Origin of the sequence: Sphingopyxis sp. USTB-05, assembly GCF_023822045.1 — a bacterium.
Classification (GTDB): Bacteria; Pseudomonadota; Alphaproteobacteria; order Sphingomonadales; family Sphingomonadaceae; genus Sphingopyxis.
In genome coordinates, this window is the sequence record NZ_CP084712.1 from 839502 (window position 1) to 859329 (window position 19828).

At 63.6% G+C, this 19828-nt stretch carries 21 protein-coding genes and 1 other RNA gene; 17 read left to right on the plus strand and 5 right to left on the minus strand.

The annotated features are described in order from the left end of the window. Positions 1-54: 54 nt before the first annotated feature. Positions 55-2919 carry a TonB-dependent receptor gene (locus tag KEC45_RS03615; RefSeq protein WP_238586706.1) on the plus strand — a complete coding sequence of 955 codons (2865 nt, stop codon included), beginning with the start codon at positions 55-57 and terminating at the stop codon, positions 2917-2919. 81 nt (positions 2920-3000) lie between these two features. Here the strand turns inward: KEC45_RS03615 and KEC45_RS03620 are convergent, their stop codons facing one another. Continuing rightward, positions 3001-4119, minus strand: coding sequence for a membrane dipeptidase (locus KEC45_RS03620; protein ID WP_083435856.1), 1119 nt, complete (start codon positions 4117-4119; stop codon positions 3001-3003). 121 nt (positions 4120-4240) lie between these two features. Here KEC45_RS03620 and rnpB point away from each other — a divergent pair. Further along, positions 4241-4629: RNase P RNA component class A (gene rnpB / locus KEC45_RS03625), an RNA gene on the plus strand. Between the two features lie 74 nt (positions 4630-4703). After that, positions 4704-4859, plus strand: coding sequence for a hypothetical protein (locus KEC45_RS03630; protein WP_193749180.1), 156 nt, complete (start codon positions 4704-4706; stop codon positions 4857-4859). A gap of 12 nt (positions 4860-4871) precedes the next feature. On the opposite strand, the gene KEC45_RS03635 is transcribed toward KEC45_RS03630, so the two are convergent. The 3 genes from KEC45_RS03635 to KEC45_RS03645 form a co-directional block, all read right to left on the minus strand. Continuing rightward, entirely contained in the window at positions 4872-5456 is a 585-nt protein-coding gene (locus tag KEC45_RS03635; RefSeq protein WP_152682405.1) for a hypothetical protein, read from the minus strand. A 348-nt stretch (positions 5457-5804) separates the two neighbouring features. Continuing rightward, entirely contained in the window at positions 5805-6251 is a 447-nt protein-coding gene (locus tag KEC45_RS03640) for a VOC family protein (RefSeq protein WP_062182997.1), read from the minus strand. Positions 6252-6279: 28 nt separating this feature from the next. Then, complete coding sequence (locus KEC45_RS03645) at positions 6280-7083, minus strand: aspartate dehydrogenase (RefSeq protein ID WP_252171495.1); 804 nt, start codon at positions 7081-7083, stop codon at positions 6280-6282. Positions 7084-7265: 182 nt separating this feature from the next. On the opposite strand from KEC45_RS03645, the gene KEC45_RS03650 reads away from it, so the two are divergent. The 14 genes from KEC45_RS03650 (at position 7266) to dmpG (ending at position 19061) form a co-directional block, all read left to right on the plus strand. Then, positions 7266-8093: a sulfite exporter TauE/SafE family protein gene (locus KEC45_RS03650; protein WP_062182989.1), complete on the plus strand. Its 828-nt coding sequence runs from the start codon at positions 7266-7268 to the stop codon at positions 8091-8093. 168 nt (positions 8094-8261) lie between these two features. Next, positions 8262-9176, plus strand: coding sequence for a fumarylacetoacetate hydrolase family protein (locus KEC45_RS03655; RefSeq protein WP_062184236.1), 915 nt, complete (start codon positions 8262-8264; stop codon positions 9174-9176). Between the two features lie 3 nt (positions 9177-9179). Further along, positions 9180-10220, plus strand: a complete 1041-nt coding sequence (locus KEC45_RS03660) for an ABC transporter substrate-binding protein (protein ID WP_062182986.1) — start codon at positions 9180-9182, stop codon at positions 10218-10220. Further along, positions 10217-10774 carry a VOC family protein gene (locus KEC45_RS03665; protein WP_062182983.1) on the plus strand — a complete coding sequence of 186 codons (558 nt, stop codon included), beginning with the start codon at positions 10217-10219 and terminating at the stop codon, positions 10772-10774. Before KEC45_RS03660 ends, KEC45_RS03665 begins: the two co-directional genes overlap by 4 nt. After that, complete coding sequence (locus KEC45_RS03670) at positions 10771-11523, plus strand: ABC transporter permease (protein ID WP_062182980.1); 753 nt, start codon at positions 10771-10773, stop codon at positions 11521-11523. The genes KEC45_RS03665 and KEC45_RS03670 overlap by 4 nt, the downstream gene beginning before the upstream one ends. Next, complete coding sequence (locus KEC45_RS03675; RefSeq protein WP_238586705.1) at positions 11520-12269, plus strand: ABC transporter ATP-binding protein; 750 nt, start codon at positions 11520-11522, stop codon at positions 12267-12269. Before KEC45_RS03670 ends, KEC45_RS03675 begins: the two co-directional genes overlap by 4 nt. Beyond that, positions 12269-13096 (plus strand): alpha/beta fold hydrolase, encoded by an 828-nt coding sequence (locus KEC45_RS03680; RefSeq protein WP_062182974.1) that lies wholly within the window; start codon positions 12269-12271, stop codon positions 13094-13096. Before KEC45_RS03675 ends, KEC45_RS03680 begins: the two co-directional genes overlap by 1 nt. Beyond that, entirely contained in the window at positions 13093-14571 is a 1479-nt protein-coding gene (locus tag KEC45_RS03685; protein WP_062182971.1) for a 2-hydroxymuconic semialdehyde dehydrogenase, read from the plus strand. The genes KEC45_RS03680 and KEC45_RS03685 overlap by 4 nt, the downstream gene beginning before the upstream one ends. Positions 14572-14580: 9 nt before the next feature. Further along, complete coding sequence (locus tag KEC45_RS03690; RefSeq protein ID WP_062182966.1) at positions 14581-15360, plus strand: 2-keto-4-pentenoate hydratase; 780 nt, start codon at positions 14581-14583, stop codon at positions 15358-15360. Next, positions 15357-15800, plus strand: coding sequence for a RidA family protein (locus tag KEC45_RS03695; RefSeq protein ID WP_062182963.1), 444 nt, complete (start codon positions 15357-15359; stop codon positions 15798-15800). Before KEC45_RS03690 ends, KEC45_RS03695 begins: the two co-directional genes overlap by 4 nt. A 4-nt stretch (positions 15801-15804) precedes the next feature. Further along, positions 15805-16326, plus strand: a complete 522-nt coding sequence (locus KEC45_RS03700; RefSeq protein WP_062182960.1) for a 3-hydroxyanthranilate 3,4-dioxygenase — start codon at positions 15805-15807, stop codon at positions 16324-16326. Then, positions 16326-17105 (plus strand): 2-keto-4-pentenoate hydratase, encoded by a 780-nt coding sequence (locus tag KEC45_RS03705; RefSeq protein ID WP_062182957.1) that lies wholly within the window; start codon positions 16326-16328, stop codon positions 17103-17105. The genes KEC45_RS03700 and KEC45_RS03705 overlap by 1 nt, the downstream gene beginning before the upstream one ends. A 4-nt stretch (positions 17106-17109) precedes the next feature. Continuing rightward, positions 17110-18039, plus strand: a complete 930-nt coding sequence (locus KEC45_RS03710; RefSeq protein ID WP_062182954.1) for an acetaldehyde dehydrogenase (acetylating) — start codon at positions 17110-17112, stop codon at positions 18037-18039. Further along, entirely contained in the window at positions 18036-19061 is a 1026-nt protein-coding gene (gene dmpG, locus KEC45_RS03715; protein WP_062182952.1) for a 4-hydroxy-2-oxovalerate aldolase, read from the plus strand. The genes KEC45_RS03710 and dmpG overlap by 4 nt, the downstream gene beginning before the upstream one ends. Before the next feature lie 52 nt (positions 19062-19113). On the opposite strand, the gene KEC45_RS03720 is transcribed toward dmpG, so the two are convergent. Beyond that, positions 19114-19803 (minus strand): CerR family C-terminal domain-containing protein, encoded by a 690-nt coding sequence (locus tag KEC45_RS03720; RefSeq protein WP_252171496.1) that lies wholly within the window; start codon positions 19801-19803, stop codon positions 19114-19116. Positions 19804-19828 lie beyond the last annotated feature (25 nt).

Here is a 19828-nt window from a genome sequence, read left to right on the forward strand (position 1 = left end):
TTCCAAGTGCCGTCCTTGCCGATTCTGCCATGAAGCAGCGAGGAATACTGCACCGTGAAACAAAATTATCTTCCCCTTTTGAAATTGACCGCCGCCCCCTTCGTGCTGGGCGCCGCGATGATTTCGATGCCTGCTTATGCGCAGGATGCCGACGCTGCCGATGATGCCGGCGCGGATACGATCGTCGTGACCGGTTCGCGCATCGCGCGCCCCGATCTCAGCTCGTCGGTTCCCGTTTCGGTTATCGGCCAGGAGCAGATCCAGCAGACCGGTGCCGCCAACATTCAGGACGTGCTGACGGAACTGCCGTCGGTCGGTCAGAATATCAGCCGTACCTCGTCGAACTTCTCGACGACCGGTAACGGCATCGCGACCGTCAACCTGCGCAACCTCGGCTCGGTCCGTACGCTGGTTCTCGTCAATGGCCGCCGTTTCGTCGCCGGCCTGCCGGGTACGTCGATCGTCGACCTCAACACCATCCCGACCGACCTGATCAAGGACGTCCAGGTCGTGACCGGCGGCGCGTCGGCGGTCTATGGTTCGGAAGCGATCGCGGGCGTCGTCAACTTCATTCTCGACGACAAGTTCGAAGGCATCCGTTTCCATGGACAGGGAACGATCAGCGACGAGGGTGACTCGGGTCGCTACCTCGCCAGCCTGACTGCGGGTACGGCATTTGCCGACGGCCGTGGCCACATCGTCGTCAACGGCAGCTATGACCGCGACAACGGCCTGCGTTCGCGCAACCGCGAATTTTCGGCGCATGACATTCCGAACCGCAGCTCGTTCGCTTCGCAGGGCCTCTTCAGCCCGGGCGGCACGTTTGCTCCGGGCGCCGGCACCTTCACCTATGGCCCGGGCAATGTCCTGAAGCCGTACGAAGGCGCCAACATCGACGGGTACGACCGTAACCAGGATCGCTACCTCGGTGTTCCGGTCGAGCGTTATCTGGTCACCGGCCTCGCCAGCTACGAGCTGTCGGACAACGCAACGCTGTTCTTCGAAGGCAGCTATGCGAAGAGCAAGTCGCGTTCGAGCCTGGAGCCGCAGGCCGTTGCCGATACCGACCTCGTCAATGCCGACGGCACGCCCTATGCGGGCATTCCCATCACGAACCCGTTCCTTCCGACGGCAATTCGCGATGCGATGATCGCGGAAGGCGTCACCTCGCTGCCGTTCCGTCGCCGTTCGAACGACATTTTCGATCGCAGCAACAAGAACGACCGCGAAACCTGGCGCGCCGTTGCCGGCCTGCGCGGCAGCTTCGCCGAAAAGTTCGACTATGAACTTTATTACGGTCATGGCGAAACCAAGGATTACACCCGTTCGGGGACGATCTTTGGTCCGCAATATGTCAACGCGCTGAACGCCGTTGCGGGTCCGAACGGCCCGGTTTGCAGCATCAACGTCGACGCCGATCCGAACAACAATGACGCGGCGTGCGTGCCGATCAACATCTTCGGCTTCAACACGGTTTCGGCCGCGGCTGCCGACTATGTGACCCGTGGCGGTCAGCTTTCGGAATATCGCGCGAAGGTGAAGCAGGACGTCTTCTCGGCATCGGTCTCGGGCGAAGTATTCGAGCTTCCGGGCGGCGCGCTGAGCTTTGCGACCGGCTTTGAATATCGCCGCGAATCGAGCAGCGAAGATTTCGACGAGGCGACCAACCTCGGCCAGACGCTCGGCAACCTGCTGACCGACACGCGCGGCAAGTATAATGTGAAGGAAGGCTTCCTCGAAGTCGTCGCGCCGATCCTGTCGGAACGTCCGTTCTTCCATTATCTCGGCCTCGAAGGCGCCGTCCGCTATGCCGACTATTCGACGGTCGGTGGCGTGTGGAGCTGGAAGGCCGGCGGCGAATGGGCCCCGATCCCGGATATCCGTTTCCGCGGTATCTATTCGGAAGCGACCCGCGCACCGAATATCTCGGAGCTTTTCTCGGCTCAGAGCGAAACCTTCCCCGCGATTGTCGACCCGTGCGACCAGCGCGAGGGCGAAGGCGACGGCGCCCCGATCTCGGTTCCGGCGGGCAGCCTGTCGGCAGCCTGTCTCGCGATCCCCGCAATTGCGGCGGCCGCGAACAATGGTGGCTTCGTCTATTCGACGGCGCAGATCCAGACGATCAACGGCTTCCTTGGCGGTAACCCGGACCTTCGCGAAGAAAAGGCAAAGACCCTGACGCTCGGTGCGGTGTTCCAGCCGCGCTTCGCTCGCGGTCTCAGCCTGACGGTCGACTATTACCGGATCAAGGTGAAGAACGCGATCGGCATCATCGGTCAGCAGACGTCGCTCGACGAGTGCATGACCGGCAACGGCGATGCGCTGTTCTGCGACAATATCACGCGCGATGCGACCGGCCGGGTCACGCAGGTTGACGCGTTCAACCTGAACACCGGTTCGTTCCTCGTTTCGGGTATCGATACGCAGGTCAAGTACAGCACCAACTTCGGCGAAAGCGGTCGTTTCGATCTGTCGGCCTTCTGGACGCATCTGCTCAAGCAGCAGCAGACGTCGTATCCGGGCGGTCCGACGCAGAAGGAAGTCGGCCAGCTCGATTGCTATAGCTGTGGCCGTCTGGGCACCGGTTTCCGCGACAAGGTCAATGTGTCGGCCACGATCGGCTGGGACAATGTGTCGCTTAACTGGCGCGTGAACTATCTGTCGGCGGTCGTCGACGATCTGACCGATCCCGACCGCACGAGCACGGGTGCCTATTGGTACCACGATGCGCAGCTGCGCTTCGCTCTCGACGACAAGAAGAAGTATGAGTTCTACCTGGGCGTCGACAATGTGTTCGACAAGAAGCCGCCGGTGTTCGGTGACACGAACCCTGTGACCTTCCCGGGTGCGCAGACTTCGGCAACGACGTACGACCTTTATGGCCGTCTGTTCTATGCCGGCGTGGACTTCCGTTTCTAAACGGCGTCCGGTCCCGGTTCGCCGGGACCTGTAGAAAAGAGAAGGGGCGGCTCCTTGCGGGCCGCCCCTTTTTCTTTGGCTTCAGCCGAGTATGTCGGTCAGCACGCGCCGCCAATTTCCGCCCATGATCTTGTCGACATCGCGCGAACGAAAGCCCGCCTTGTCGAGCGTGGTGGCGATCGTCGCCATGCGGTTTATATTGTTGAGCTGCGGGATCACCACATGCTCGGGAGTCCAGTCGAAACCGGCGATCTTCTGTTCGCGCATCGCCTGCCACCAGGGCAAATATTCCTTCACGCCCTCTGCATTGTCATTGTTCAGCGCCACCAGATTGGTCTGGCCCGCCATTGGGAAATCGTTCGAGATCCCGACCGCGTCGATGCCGGCGACATTCGCGACATGGCGTATTTGCGCGATCAGGTGATCGACCGTCGGAACCGCGTCGCGCGTCAACCAGAAGCTCATCATAAAGATGCCCATCATGCCGCCCTTGTCCGCGATCGCCCTGATCACGGTGTCGGACGCGCAACGGGGATGATCGACGATCGCTTTGCACGCACCGTGCGACAGCAGGATCGGCGTCGTGCTGCGCTGGGCAGCTTCAAGCATCGTCGGTTCGGACCCGTGCGAGACGTCGGGAACGATACCGACGCGGTTCATCTCTGACAGCCCCTCGATGCCGAGCGGGGTGAGGCCGCTCCATTCACGTTCGAGTGCGCCGCCGGCGAACAGATTGTTGTTGTGATGGGTGAATTGGAGGACGCGGAGGCCGCGGCGATGGAAATCGGCGATGCGCGCCAACTCGGTGCCGACGGGTTCGCACGACTGGAATTGCAGAAAGGTCGCGCAACCCGGGCGTGAGCCGATGTCGGAACCCTTGAGTGCGACGAATGCCTCCGGCCGATCGGCGAGCTTCTTTGTGGTCGCATCGAGCGCCGCGCTGCATTTTTCGAAAGTCCGAAGATAGCGGGGGACATTGTCCTTGTCGCGAACCTCCTCGATTTCGGAAATGTCGCAGATCATTCCGCCGAGGCCCGCTGCCCGGAGCTCGGCGAGGTCCTCGGGCAGGAAGCTGAGGCCATCCATCATCAATCTGGGCTCTTTGGCCGCGTGCGCGCCGAGGCTGTGCGCCGCCGCAATGGCGGCGCCGGCGGCAAGGAACGATCTGCGGTTCATCATGGGGAGGTGGGGGCGCGTCATTATTCACTCCTGTACGGTCTTATGGCCGGATTGGTGGCCGTTCCTTACGACCGCCGACGGGTAAAGCGCGAGGCCTTTCGTCGCGCTCGCAAATGGCCGGCAATATGCTATAACGGATGTGCCAGAGGGTCGGGCGATCGCCGCTTTCGCAAGAAAGGGGAGGAAAGTCCGGGCTCCACGGAAATCACGGTGCCGGATAACGTCCGGCGGATCGGGCTTTGGCCAGGTTCAGGGAAAGTGCCACAGAGAGTAGACCGCCAAAGGCTTCGGCCCGGCGAAAGGTGAAAGGGTGCGGTAAGAGCGCACCGCGCGGACGGTAACGGACGCGGCATGGCAAACCCCACCGGGAGCAAGGTCGAATAGGGATGGTACGAGGCAACTCAGGGCTGATTCCGGCCCAGCCGTCCGGGTTGACTGCTTGAGCGTTCGGGTAACCGTTCGCCTAGAGGAATGATCGCCCATCCCCGGCAACGGGGTGGACAGAACCCGGCTTACAGACCCTCTGGCACTCTCTCCCTGAAAGCCGCGCGGGAACCGTGCCGCGACGGGCCGCGTATTAGGCGGACCAGAAAAGGAGACGAACCATGAAAGTCGTCGATGACCATGTCGAGGTGACCGAGACCGAGGCGAGCAGCGGGGTAAAGGGACATAATGTCCGTTATGTCCTGGCCTTTTCGCTGATCGCGGTGATTATCGTCCTGTCTGCGATCTGGATTATTCCGGTATTGTTGCAACCCTGATCGCGCCGCGGGCTATTTCGCCCTCGTCACACTGACGAGTTCTTCCTCTGCGCCTGGCGTATCCTCCATATAGATGGTCCGAACCGGCCGTTTGAACTTGCGCGTATACTGCTTGTCATACCCCCGGTCGCCGCTTGTCGCGAGCTTCAGCAGGCTGGTTATCGTGTCGCCGGTCGCGACGTTCCAGCTCATTTCATTGCCGTCATGGGCATAGGTGCGGCTGTACACCGTGGCGTCGAGCCCGATCAGCCGCATTCGAGGGCCGCCCTTCGTCGTCGCGGCGCGGTAGCGATAGGTCGCGGACATCGCGGTCGTGCCGCCTGTCAGGTCGCGGATCGTCAGCACGCCCTTGCTGATCGTCAATGCGGCCGCGCCAAGTCGATCGGGTTCGAGCTTGAAACTCCCCGCGGGCTCATGGCCCAGGTCGACCTCGCTGCGATAGCTGAGCAGGACGTGCAGTGTCCGCGTATCGGGGCTCGCAACAACATAGACGGTGTCAGGATCGCCATCGCCGTTCAGGTCGCCATCGGCGCGCGTTTCGATCTCCTCGCCCAATTCGAGCCAGTCGTTCAATATCGCGTCCGAGATCGGTTGCATCGGCTCGCGTGCAAGCGCTCCGTGCGTGGTGCTCCCTATTAAAAGCGCGGCGATCAACCCCAAGCTTCGCATCGTGATCCTCCCACCCGTTGCGGCCAGATTATCACCTGCTAGCGCGACGTCCAGCGGCTGTCGGTGACCGCGCGCACAGTTTTGTCTTGAGCAATGGCGGGTTCGGGGTGGTGAGCGGGCGCGCAGTCACCAACTTCCGTCATCCCGGACTTGATCCGGGATCCCGCTTCCTTGCGCATCGACCGCCTTCGACCTCAAGCGGGACCCCGGATCAAGTCCGGGGTGACGAGGGTAGAGAGGGCAGCAATCGGTCGAAAATTCAGAAACGGGCCAAGATCACGCCGGCGGCGGCGCGCCCTTGAAGCTGTCGGTTCCGGCCCAGCCACGTTCGGACACGTCGACCATCACATTCTCGGGCCCGGCCATCTTATACTCGGCATTGTCCTTGGCGGGATTCTTGCCAAGGCCCTGGGCCAGGTTGACGTCGTGGCGCGGCGCATAGCCCGAATTTTCGAACCGTTCGACGACTTCGGCAATGTCGTCGCACTGAAAGCCGATGTGGTGGAGCCCGGTATAGCCCTCGGGAAACTCCATCCCCGCAGCAGGACGGTTCTTGAAGCAGAGCAGCGCGATATTGATGTGGCCGTCGGTGACATAATAGCCGCGCGCGTTGCGGCTATCGATCTTTCCGGCGACCGTCCAGCCGAGCACATCGGTGAAGAAGCCTACCGAATTGTCGGGGTCGGCGGAAGCGATCGCCACATGGCGCAGGCGAGTGGTCATAGGTCGGGCCTTTCTGTTTACAGTAAATTTAGGTGCCGATGCGGATCGGGCTGACGAGGTCGTTCAGCGCCGCGACGATGCTTTGCGCGGTGATCCGGCCGGTGCCGGGGTTTTCGAGCGTCGGAATATTCTCGATCGCGAGTTCGAAGCGCGCGCTGTCGGAATCGACGACGATGCGGTGGGTGTTGCGTTCGAGTGCTGGGTCAGCCCAGATTTCGAGGCGCGTCCGTTCGGGCCCGACACCCGCCATGCCCAGGGCCGCGGCGACGTTTACATTGGCGGGAAAGGCGATCGCGCCTTCGAGAGCGCTGCCCTCGAAAATCTTCAGCGGTTCGGTAAGGCCGTTGAGGTCGATGTTATTGCGCACGACATGTTCAGCCTTAACCAGCGATTTCACCGGCTTGCGCGTCACCATCGTCACCGAATGGATCGTGCCGATCGCCGCCGCGCGCACGGCATCGAGCCCGAGCAGCGCGCCAGTCGCAAGGACGATGCGTCCGCCATGCCGACGCGCGATCTCGGTGGCCTCTGGCCATTGCATCAGCGCCGCGCCGCTGACCGTGACGAGCGTCTTGCCGGCGCTGAGCGTTGCGGTGGCGATATCGCGGAATGCCGCCGTCGGCGCGCTGTCGACGATGACGTCGGACAGGGCGACGAGTTCGGCGGTCTCGACGATCGGCACCGGCTGTTGCAGCGCCGCCATCGCCGTCTCGGCGCGCGCGCGGTCGCCTGCAGATACGGCCGCCAGCGTCAGCGGCAGCGCGCTTGCTTCGATATGGCTCGCGACGACGCGGCCGATGGTGCCGAAACCGGCGATGCCCACTTGTGTCATGGGGGCCGGGCTAGGTCGTCTTTTATATATAGGAAAATATTGTTTGAGGATCTTGATATCTAAAAAATCATATATCGTGCTCGATGGCGATATGTATTTTTGATTATAGGAATACCCTGTTTCTATCTTTGACGGCATATGCAGCGCGTCCCACAAGGAAGGCCGAACCTTGGGGGAAACCGATGCCGGACGTGCTGAACGGAGATATGCTGACGCTTGCTGCGATGATGCTGCTGACCGGCGCCGCGGGCGGCGTGATCGCCGGTATGCTCGGGGTCGGTGGCGGCATTGTTATCGTGCCGGTACTCGACCTCGTTCTTTCGGCGCTGGGCATCGACGCCGACGTGCGGATGCATGTGACGGTCGCGACATCGCTCGCGACGATCATTCCGACCGCGATCTCATCTTCGCGCGCGCACGAAGCGAAGGGTGCTGTCGATCACGCCCAGCTCCGCCGTTGGGGGATCGCGATCTTCCTGGGGGCGATTGCAGGGGTGATCCTCGCGAGCCGGGTATCGGGGGACGTGCTGTCGGCGGTATTCGGCATCGTCGCGTTGATTGTCGCGATCAAGATGCTGCTGCCGCTTGAGGGAAAGCATATCGCCGAAGCCATCCCGGGCGGCGTGACAGGGCAGGCCATTCCCTTTGCGATCGGCGGCATTTCCAGCATGATGGGGATCGGTGGCGGCACGCTCAGCGTCCCGGTGATGACGCTGTTCAACGTTCCGATCCACCGCGCGGTCGGCACCGCGGCGCTGTTCGGTTTGCTGATCAGCGCGCCTGCGACCGTCGCCTTCATTATTGCGGGCTGGAATGTCGAGGACCTGCCGCCCGGTAGCCTCGGCTACGTCAACCTGGTCGGCTTCGCGATTATCGCGCCGGTATCCTATCTAACCGCGCCGTGGGGCGCGCGGATCGCGCATGCGCTTTCCAAGCGGGGGCTCAGCCTGATGTTCGGCCTGTTCCTCACCGTCGTCGCGGTGCGGATGCTGATCCGGGCCTTTGGGTGAGATGCCGTGTCCAATCTCACCGCGCCCCGATCCTATAAGAAAATCGGTCCTTCCTATGCGCAACGCATATTGGATCGCCGCGCCGCGCTCACGCAGATCGGGGGCGCCATTGCGCTCGGCTGCGCAGCCCCGGCGCTCGCCCGTCCCATCGGAAAGAAAGATCGACGCATGACCTGGTTTGCCCTTGCCACCCGCGCCACCCCCGAAGGCCCGCGCCCGACGATCCAGGTGGGAGACAGCTTCCACGACCTGCACGCCGCCGCCGCGGCGCTTGGCCATACCGCAGTCGTCGGCGACGTCAGCGCGATCATTCGCGACTGGGATGCGCGGCGCGAAGGGCTGTTCTCCCTCGCGCGCGGGCTGGGTAGCGCATCGGGTGCGATCGCCGCGCCAAAGCTCATGGCGCCGTTCGAGCCGCGCCGCATCTTCGCCGCCGCGTCGAACTTCATCGAACATGCCGAGGAAATGCAGACCAAGCTCGCTGCAAAGGCTGACAGCGAACCCTATATTTTCCTCAAGACGATCGAAAGCGTCGTCGGGCCCGGCGACACCGTGGTTGTGCCGCCACAGGTGTCGCGCCCCGACTGGGAGGTCGAACTGGGCGTCGTCCTTGGCAAACCGGGCAAGAACGTCGCGGTCGATGACGCGCGCGACCTGATCGCCGGCTATACCATCGTCAACGACGTGTCCGCGCGCGACCGCACGCGCCGGACCGACTTTCCCTTCTCGCACGACTGGTTCCGGGGGAAGAGCTTCGACAGCTTCACGCCTTTGGGACCGGTCTTCGTGCCGCGCGACTGCCTCGGCGATCCACACGACATTCGCTTGGGGCTCAGAGTCAACGGCGAGACGATGCAGGACGGCAACACGTCCGAGATGATTTTCAACATCTACGAACAGATCGCCTATCTCTCGACGATCCTCGAACTCAAGGCGGGTGACCTGATCGCGTCGGGCACGCCTGCGGGGGTCGGCATGGGACGCGGGGTGTTCCTGAAGGACGGCGACACGATGTCGGCGTGGGTCGACGGGGTCGGCGAACTCGTGAACCCGGTTTCCGCGCCGCACCTGCCGCGGAGCTGAGCGATGGTCGCCTTTCATCGCCGTTCGCTCGTCGTGCCGCTACTCGTGGTCGCCGCGATCGCCGCACTTACCTTGTGGAGCGCTTTCGGCGGCAATGCGCCGCGCACGGCACAGGCGGACAATGCGCGCAGCGTGCGGTTCAACATGGCGTGGCTGCCGCAGGGCAGCATGGCGGGCATCTTCGTCGCGATCGACAAGGGCTATTTCGCGGACGCGGGAATCGCCGTCGAGCCGGTGCGCGGCTTTGGCGGCATGCGCACCGCGAACGAACTCGATCAGGGCATGTTCGAATTTGCCTATATCGACCCGCTGTCGGTCGCGCTGAACCGCTCGAAGGGCGGCAAGGTGCGGATGATCGGCGGCATCAACATGCGACTTCCCGCGGGTGCTTGCTTCGTCAAGGAGCGACACAAGATCGAGAAGCCGGCCGATCTTGCGGGACTGCGGTTCGGTGCCGGGCAAAGTTCGATGATCCAGGCGCTGCTTCCCGCCTGGCTGAAGGACAATGGCGTCGAGCCCGCGCGCGTCGAGCAGATCCAGCTCGACCCCGCGATCGTCGTCTCGTCGCTCGTCGAGGGGCGGATCGACGCCGCCGAATGCTGGCTCGGCAATTCGCTCGCGCTGTTTGACAAGGCAGCCAAGGCAAAGGGCGTGACGATCGGACGCATCGGCTATGCCGATTTCGGGCTCGACGTCTATGGCAGCGGTTTCGCGACGCAGGACGGGCTGATCGAGAAAGATCCCGAACTGGTGCGCGCCTTTCTGAAAGCGGCCTATCGCGGCTACGCCGACGCGGCGCGCGATCCGAAAGCCGCGCTCGCAATCATCCGCAAATCCTATCCGCTGCTCGACGAAGCGGTGACCGAACGCCAGATCCGCGAGACCGCGGCGTTGATGGCGGACGAGGGTGGATCGCACCGGCTGAAGCCCGAAAAGGTCGAGCGTACCGTCACCTATCTGCAGGCGAGCGGCCAGCTTCAGGGTTTCGACCAGGCGCCGCAGCTCTTCACCAACGCCTTTATTCCGATGGGGAATCAGCCATGACCGATCCCGCTTCCTACCGTCCGCGTCCGACGCGGCTTGGCCATCTTGTGCTCAAGGTGCGCGATATCGACCGCAGCCTGGCTTTTTATGCGGAGGTTGTCGGGCTTACCGTGTCGGACTGGATCGACCATCATATGGTCTTTCTACGCGCGGGTGAGGATCATCACGACCTGGCGCTGCTCCAACTTCCGCCGGGGCACACGGCAATCCCTGAGGGGCATTACCCTGCGGTCGAGCATTTCTCCTATCGTCTCGAAACGATCGGCGAGATGGAGCAGGTCGCCGCGATGCTGGTCGCGCGCGGCATCACGATCGACCGCGGTATCGGCAAGCACGGCCCGGGGGCGAACAGCTTCCTCGTCTTCCGCGATCCCGACGGTAACAATGTCGAATTCTACACCGACATGACGCAGATCACCGCCGATGATCCTTATGCGCCGTCGGTGTGGGACGGGAAGGATATGGACACCTTCGACCGCTGGCATCTCGATCGCTTTCTCGTGCCGCCGCCCGCGCGCATTCAGGCGCTGCTGGAAAAGGACGGTGACGCGTGAGCCGCCTGTTCAATCGCGACACCGCGATCAGCGTGGGCTTTTTTCTCGTTCTGGGGTTTTTGTGGGAGTATGGCGTTCGCTGGTCGGGAGTGCAGTCGTATCTGTTGCCGCCACCGAGCGCGATCCTGGGCGAATTATGGACTTCGCGCGGACCGATCCTCGCGCAGAGCCTCGTCACGCTGACCGAGGTTTTCTGGGGATTTCTCATCGCTGTCGCGCTTGGCGTGCCGATCGCGGCGCTGATCTATTTCTCGCGCACCGCGAAGCGCACCGTCTATCCGCTCTTCGTCGCGCTGCAGAGCATCCCGAAGATCGGGCTTGCGCCGCTGATCGTCGTATGGTGCGGCTATGGCCTGACGTCGAAGCTGATCATGGCGTTTCTCTTCGCCTTTTTCCCGATCATCATCGCGACGCTCGGCGGACTGGCGAGCACACCCGCGCATCTTGAGGAGCATTTTCGCGCGCTGCGGGCGACCCCGATGCAAAGCTTCTGGCGCCTTCGCGTCCCGGCGGCGCTGCCGAGCTTCCTCGACGGTTGCAAGGTCGCGATGCCGCTTGCGGTGATCGGCGCGGTGGTCGGCGAGTTCGTCGGGTCGAACGACGGACTGGGCAATCTGATCCTGACGGCGTCGGGATCAGGGCACACGACGCTGACCTTTGCGGCGCTGATCGCGGTGACGATCCTGTCGCTCCTTCTCTTCTACGGCGTGGCCTATTGGGAACGCTTCATCTGGTGGCGTGCAGCATGAAATCGGTTATCTCCCTTTCCGGCGCAGGCAAGCGTTTCGACGGCCGGCAAGTCCTGCAGGGCGTCAGCGCCGAGATCGGCGCGTCAGAGTTCGTCTCGATCCTCGGCCCCTCGGGCTGCGGCAAGAGCACGCTCTTGCGCTTGATCGCGGGTCTGGTCCCCTTTGAGGACGGCAGCATCCGTTTCGGCGGCGCCGAGGTCGAGGAACCCACGGCCGAGATGGGCTTCGTCTTTCAGACCTCGAACCTGCTTCCCTGGCTGAATGTGCGCGACAATCTGCTGCTCGGGGTCGACCTTGACCCGCAGACGCAGCGCCCTGACGAAGCGGCATTCGCGGCGCTCGTCGAGACACTGGGCCTGACGGGTTTCGAGGCAAGCTATCCCAGCCAGCTTTCGGGCGGGATGCGTCACCGGGTCGCGATCGGGCAGGCGCTGGCACGCGGACCACAGGTGCTGCTGATGGACGAGCCCTTCGGCGCTCTCGACGCGCTGACGCGCGACCGGCTCAACATGGAATTGCTGCGCATCTGGCAGCGCGACCGCAAGACGGTGCTGCTTGTCACGCACAGCATTTCGGAGGCGGTGTTGCTGTCCGACCGGGTGCTCGTGATGTCGGAGCGGCCGGGGACGATTATCGAGGATGTCCGCATCGACCTGCCGCGCCCGCGCGATCCCAGCACGACGCGCGAGGACCCGGCGTTCGGCGACTATGTCGTGCGGCTCAGCAAATTGATGGGGGTTTCGTGATGGAAAGCGGTGTGCTGGCGACTGCGGGCGCCGAGATATATTGGCAGGCGCATGGGGCAGGGCCGGCGATCGTGCTCGCGCACGGTATCGGTGGCAATCATGCGATCTGGTATCGCCAGCTCGACGCGCTTTCGCGTTCGAACCGCGTCATCACTTTCGACCATCGCGGTTTCGGCCTGTCGCAGGACCATGACGGGCGCGGGCGCGATGCCTTCGTCGATGATCTGGTCGCGCTGCTCGATCATCTTGGCGAGGCGAAGGTCGCACTCGTCGGGCAGTCGATGGGGGCGGGAACCTGCATCGGTTTTGCGCATCGTGCGGCCGAGCGCGTTGCCGCGCTTGCCATCTGTGACAGCCTGCACGGTATCGCGGAATCAAGCGAAGTGAAGACGATCATGGATGATGCGCGCGCGAAGACCGCGGCGATGGGGCAGGTCGAACGCGTGCTCGGTGCGGGCGCACCGCGCGAACTCGCGGCGCTTTATCGCCAGATCGCAAGCTTCAACGCCGTCGATCGCCACAGCCTGGCGGGCAGCTTCGATGCGCGTCCGGCGGCCGATCTCGGCGGCAAGGGCTTTCCGACCCTGTTCCTTTCGGGCGTCGATGATATCCTCTTCCCGATCGAAGCCGTACGGCTCGCACAGGCGGAGGTCCAGGGCTCCTTCCTTGTGGAGGTCAACGACGCGGGCCATTCGGCATTCCTTGAAGCGCCAGTGCAATTCAACGACACCATATTGTCGCTCCTCCAGATGGCGGGGCATGTCGGCAAGGCGGGCGCCGCGCACAGCAATGCCGCGGGTTATGTCGCGGTCGGAGGTGCGGCATGACGGACGCAGCCTATCCTTTCGCCGAACGCCCGGTGCTCAACTATGTCGACGGTGCCTTCGTCGAGGGCGAGCGCTGGTTCGACAATGTGAACCCCGTCGACGGCAGCGTAGCCGGTCGGGTGTCTCAGGCGAGCCGCGACCTCGTTAACCGTGCGGTCGCCGCCGGGCGCGCCGCGCTCAAGGGGCCGTGGGGCAAGATGTCGCAGGCCGAACGGTGCAAGCTTCTCGTCCGTATCGCCGAAGGGATCGAGGCGCGGTTCGACGAGTTCGCTGCCGCCGAGATCGCCGACACCGGCAAGTCGCTGCATCAGGCGCGCACGATCGACATTCCGCGCGGTGCCGCCAATTTTCGTGCCTTTGCCGCGATCGCCGAAGCGCGCGCGATGCCAAGCTTTCGGACCGACCTGCCCGACGGGCGCAGCGCGATCAATTATGCGATCGCACGGCCGCTGGGCGTCGTCGCGATCGTGTCACCGTGGAACCTGCCGCTGTTGCTGATGACGTGGAAAGTGGCGCCCGCGCTTGCGTGCGGCAATGTCGTCGTCGTCAAACCCAGTGAGGAAACCCCCTCGACCGCGACGCTGCTTGCCGAGGTAATGGATGCGGCGGGCGTGCCGCCGGGCGTATTCAACCTCGTTCACGGTTTCGGCGCGGAGTCGACGGGCGAGTGGCTCACCGCCAACCCCGATATCGACGCGATCACCTTCACCGGGGAATCCGCGACCGGCGGCGCGATCATGCGCGTCGCTGCCGCCGGCGTGAAGCCCGTCTCGTTCGAACTAGGTGGCAAGAATGCGGCGCTCGTCTTCGCCGACTGCGACTTCGACGAGGCGGTTGCGGGAACCGTGCGCTCGGTCTTCTCGAACTGCGGGCAGGTGTGCCTCTGCACGGAACGCGTCTATGTCGAACGGCCGATTTTCGACCGTTTTGTGAAGGCGCTCGCCGAACGGGCAAAGGCGTTGACCGTCGGCGATCCGTGGTCGGGCGCCGACATGGGACCGTTGATCTCGCATGGTCACCGCGAGAAAGTGCTCTCATATTATGCTCTTGCGCGCGAGGAGGGCGCAACGGTGGTAACCGGCGGCGGCGTTCCCGAACTGAACGGCACGCTAGCGAGCGGCGCGTTCGTCGAGCCAACGATCCTGACCGGCCTGGGGCAGGATGCGCGCTGCGTGCGCGAAGAGATATTCGGGCCCGTCTGCCACGTCGCGCCCTTCGACAGCGAAGCGGAAGCCGTCGAACTCGCCAACGATACAGACTATGGTCTCGCCGCCGCCATCTGGACGCGCGACGTCGGCCGCGCGCATCGCGTCGCGGCGCAGATGGAAACGGGCATAGTCTGGGTCAACGAATGGTTCCTGCGCGACCTGCGCACACCGTTCGGCGGCATGAAGCTGTCGGGCATCGGACGCGAGGGTGGCGAACATTCGCTGGGCTTCTATTCCGAACCGACCAATATTTGCGTGAAACTGTAAGAGGAACCTATGGCAGACATTGCCGCCATTGCCGCAAGGCTCGACACCGCCGCCAGCGAGGCAAGGGCGATCCCGCAGATCACCGGCGAGGCGGGCGACCTGCCGCTTGCCGACGCTTATGAAATTCAGCGCGCCGCGATCGACCACCGGCTTTTGCGCGGTGCGACCCTGGTTGGCGTGAAGATGGGCTTCACCAGCGAGGCCAAGATGGCCCAGATGGGGCTCACGGATCAGATATGGGGCCGGCTGACCTCCGATATGGTCGTCACCAATGGCGCGGCGATCGACCGCGCGCGCTTTATCCATCCGCGCGTCGAGCCCGAGGTCGCGGTGCGGCTGAAGGCGCCGCTGGCGGGCGAGGTGACGCGCGAAGAGGCGTTCGCTGCGGTCGATGCGGTGGCTGCGGCGCTGGAAATCATCGACAGCCGCTACGAAAATTTCCGCTTCGCGCTTGGCGACGTGATCGCCGACAATGCGTCGTCTTCCGCCTTTGTCGTCGGACCCTGGCTTGCCGCCGACACCGATGTTTCGGACGTTGCGATGACGATGCGCGTCGACGATGCCGTCGCCGAGACGGGGACAAGCGCGGCGATCCTCGGCGATCCGTTCCGGTCGCTCGTCGCCGCGGCGCGGCTCGCGGGGGCGGCGGGACTGGTGCTTCAGCCGGGCTGGACGGTGATGCTGGGCGGCGCGACCGCTGCGGCGGCGATTGGCGAGGCGCGCACCGTGTCGCTCGACGCGGGGCATCTCGGCCGTGTCGGGTTCACGATTGAGGGAGGCGCGGCATGAGCGAGGGCGCCGAAAAAGGGAGGGGCAGGGTAATCCCCGGCAAGGCACGACCACGCGGACGGTTCCCGCACTATCGACGCGCCGGCGATTTCGTCTTCGTCTCCGGCACCAGCTCGCGCCGTGCCGACAACAGTTTCGCGGGCGCCTCCGCAGACGCGTTCGGCACCGTCAGTCTCGACATCGCGGAACAGACGCGCGCAGTGATCGAGAATATCGGCGCGATCCTCGCCGACGCTGGCGGTTCGCTCGCCGACGTGGTCGATGTGACGAGTTTCCTCGTCAACATGAACGATTTCGGCGGCTATAATGCCGTCTACGCCGAGTATTTCGACGAAGCGGGCCCCGCACGGACGACCGTCGCGGTGCACCAGCTTCCGCACCCGCATTTGCTGATCGAGATCAAGGCGACCGCCTTCATCCCGCGCGCGCCGAAAGGATGATGCCATGCTGACCTATGGACTGCCCTTCAACTTCCGCGAGTGGATCGAGGCGCATCGCGACGTCCTCAAGCCGCCGGTCGGCAATACGCAGATATGGGAGGATGCCGATTTCATCGTCACGGTCGTCGGCGGCCCCAACCAGCGCACGGACTATCATGTCGATCCGCTGGAGGAATTTTTCTATCAGATCGAGGGCGACATGAACCTGCGCCTATGGACCGACGAGGGGCCGAAGGACATGCCGATCCGTGAGGGCGACATCTTCCTGCTGCCACCGCGCGTCCCGCATTCGCCCCAGCGTCCGGTCGCGGGCAGCGTCGGGCTGGTCATCGAACGCAAGCGGCCCGACGGGTTGATCGATGCCTTTCAATGGTATTGCGACGATTGCGGCCACATCGTCCACCGCGTCGAGGTCCAACTCCAGAGCATCGTGCGCGACCTGCCGCCGCTGTTCGAGGCTTTTTATGCCAGCGAGGAACTGCGCACCTGCGACAACTGCGGCACCGTTCATCCGGGCAAAGCTTGATGACCGCGACCCACGAAGCCGTCGCCCGCCGCCTGCGCGATGCCTATTCCGGCGGAGTTGTCGCGCCGCTGCGCGATGTGCTCGATCCGACCGACGCGACAGGCGCCTATGCGGTACAGACGATCAACACGCGGTTCTGGGAGGCGCAGGGGCGCCGCATCGTCGGACGCAAGGCCGGGCTGACCGCTAAAGCAGTGCAGGCGCAGCTTGGCGTCGATCAGCCCGACTTTGGCGTGCTCTTTGACGATATGCGCGTCGCCGACGGCGGTATTCTCGATCCCGCACGGGCGATCCAGCCGAAGGCCGAAGCCGAGATCGCTTTCGTGCTCGGCGCCGACCTGCCCGATACAGCGACGACAGTTGAGCAGGTCGCAGCGGCGGTGGTGAGCGTCCATGCCGCGATCGAGATTGTCGACAGCCGTATCGCCGACTGGAAGATCACATTTGCCGATACTGTGGCCGACAATGGCTCTTCGGCCTTCTTCGTGCTGGCTGACGCAGGATTGCCGCTTGCGGGGCTCGACCTCGAAGGGGCGGCGATGGAAATGCGCGTGAACGGCGCGTCCGCCTCGACCGGGATAGGCGCCGCGGCGCTCGGAAATCCGCTGAACGCCGCCGCCTGGCTCGCGCGGACCCTTGCGGGTCGCGGTGAACCACTGAGGGCGGGTGACGTCCTGCTCGCGGGGGCGCTGGGGCCAATGGTCGCGCTGACACCGGGCGATCATGTCGTCGCCGACATCGCCGATATCGGCACCTGCAGTTTTACCTACAAGGCGTAGCGAGATGGCGAAAACCAAAGTCGCGATCATCGGGTCGGGCAACATCGGCACCGATCTGATGATCAAGATCATGCGATTGTCGGACGTGCTCGAAATGGGCGCCTTCGTCGGCATTGATCGCGAGTCGGATGGCCTCAAGCGTGCCGAGCGCCTTGGTGTGCCGATCACCGCCGATGGCCTCGACGGCTTGGTCGCGATGCCCGGCTTCGCCGATATCGGGATCGTCTTTGATGCGACCTCTGCCGGGGCGCACAAGCGGCACAGCGAAGTGCTGATCACCCATGGCAAGCGCGTCGTCGACCTGACCCCGGCGGCGATCGGTCCCTATGTTATACCGCCGGTCAACGGCGATGCGCACCTCGACGCACCGAATGTGAACATGGTGACCTGCGGCGGCCAGGCGACGATCCCGATCGTTGCCGCGGTGAACTGCGTCGCCAAGGTGCATTATGGCGAGATCGTCGCCTCGATCGCGTCGAAGAGCGCGGGCCCGGGTACCCGCGCCAACATCGACGAGTTTACCGAGACGACGAGCCGGGCGATCGCAGAGGTCGGCGGCGCGACGCGCGGCAAGGCGATCATCGTCCTCAACCCCGCCGAACCGCCGCTGATCATGCGCGATACGGTCTATTGTCTCTGCGACGACGGCGACCGCGCGGCGATCGCGAAGAGCGTCGAAGCGATGGTGGCGGAGGTGCAGGCCTATGTCCCCGGATACCGGTTGAAGCAGGCGGTGCAGTTCGAAAGCATCGGCGGCAATGCGCCGCTACGCATCCCTGAAATGGACGGCAGCTTTACCGGGCTGAAGGTCAGTGTCTTCCTCGAGGTCGAGGGTGCGGCGCATTATCTGCCCGCCTATGCCGGCAACCTCGACATCATGACCTCTGCCGCGCTGAAGACCGCCGAGAAGATCGCGGAAAGGATGGCCGCATGAGTTTCGATCCCGCGACGACCAAGCTCTATATTCAGGACGTGACGCTCCGCGACGGCATGCACGCGATCCGCCACCAATATGGGCTGGATCATGTGAAGGCGATCGCGAAGGCGCTCGACCGTGCGAAGGTCGACGCGATCGAGGTCGCGCACGGCGATGGCCTGCAGGGGTCTAGCTTCAACTATGGCTTCGGCGCCCATACCGACTGGGACTGGATCGGAGCGGTTGCCGAAGTGCTGGAGCACAGCATACTCACGACTTTGCTCCTCCCGGGCATCGGGACGATCCACGACCTTAAACATGCCTATGATATGGGCGTGCGTTCGGTGCGTATCGCGACCCATTGCACCGAGGCCGACGTCGCGAAGCAGCATATCGAATATGCGCGAGGGATCGGCATGGACGTATCGGGTTTTCTGATGATGAGCCATATGTCGGAGCCCGAGGCGCTCGCAAATCAGGCGAAGCTGATGGAGGAATATGGCGCGCATTGCGTCTATGTTACCGACAGCGGCGGCGCGCTGACGATGGATCAATATGCGGCGCGGCTGCAGGCGTATGACCGGGTGCTGAAACCCGAAACGCAGCGCGGCGTGCACGCGCACCACAATCTTTCCCTTGGCGTCGCGAACAGCATCGTCGCGGTGCAGAATGGCGCGATACGCGTCGACGCGAGCCTCGCCGGCATGGGGGCGGGGGCAGGCAATGCGCCGCTCGAAGTCTTCATTGCCGCGGCGGACGTTTACGGTTGGAACCACGGCTGCGACCTGTTCGCGCTGATGGACGCGGCCGAGGAACTGGTGCGCCCGCTGCAGGACCGCCCGGTTCGCGTCGATCGCGAGACGCTGACGTTGGGATATGCGGGGGTCTATTCGAGCTTCCTGCGCCATGCCGAAAAGGCGGCGGCCGATCACGGGCTCGACACGCGGGCGATCCTCGTCGAGCTCGGGCGACGCAAGATGGTCGGCGGGCAAGAGGATATGATCGTCGACGTCGCGCTCGATATGCTCGCGTCAGGCTGATCAAACCTCCAGTTGGTTCAGTCGGCGGCGAGATCCCTAGGGCGGGTCTTGTCTAGAGATCGTCGATTTGCCGATGCAGGACCTGGGTGATGAGGCGCAATTCTGCCTCGCCAATTCGGGGCCATTCCATCGCCCTTTGTGCAACGACCCTGCGGGTGTGAAGCGAGGGAAGGCTCGACACCAGCAGGATGGCCTGCATACGCGTCTCGGCTGAAACTTGGGCTTCGGACTTGATCAAGGAGATCAGCCGCGAGTTCCGCTCGATACCGGGCAGCCACAATCGGTTATAGAAAATCTCGAATGCCGGGCCCGGCTCCGCCAACTCGCGGGCAATGATTCCGTTACCCAATATATAGGCGTCGCTGCCGAGAATCAGCTCGACCGATGCCGCCATCAAATATTTGAGCGTTTCGCGCGCCTCCTCCGGTCCCGATGGTGACTCGATAACCCCTTTTGCTCTTGTGACGGCATCGCGGGTCGCGTGCCCGTAGCGTTCGACTATCTCCTCGGCGCAGGCCCGATAGAGCCCTTCCTTGTTGCCGAAATAATAGCTGAGAGGGGGCAGCGTCGTATTGGCCCGTTCCGCTATGCGGCGCGTGGTCGTGGATTTGAAACCCGCCGCCCCAAACTCGACCAGCGCAGCCTCCAATATGCGTTGACGCGATTGGTCGCCTTTGCGCGAAGCGTTCGATACCGCGTCCCTTCCGGGTTGCGCAACGGGTGCCTCGACCGATTCTCCCATCGCCATGATCGACCTCGAACCCTCC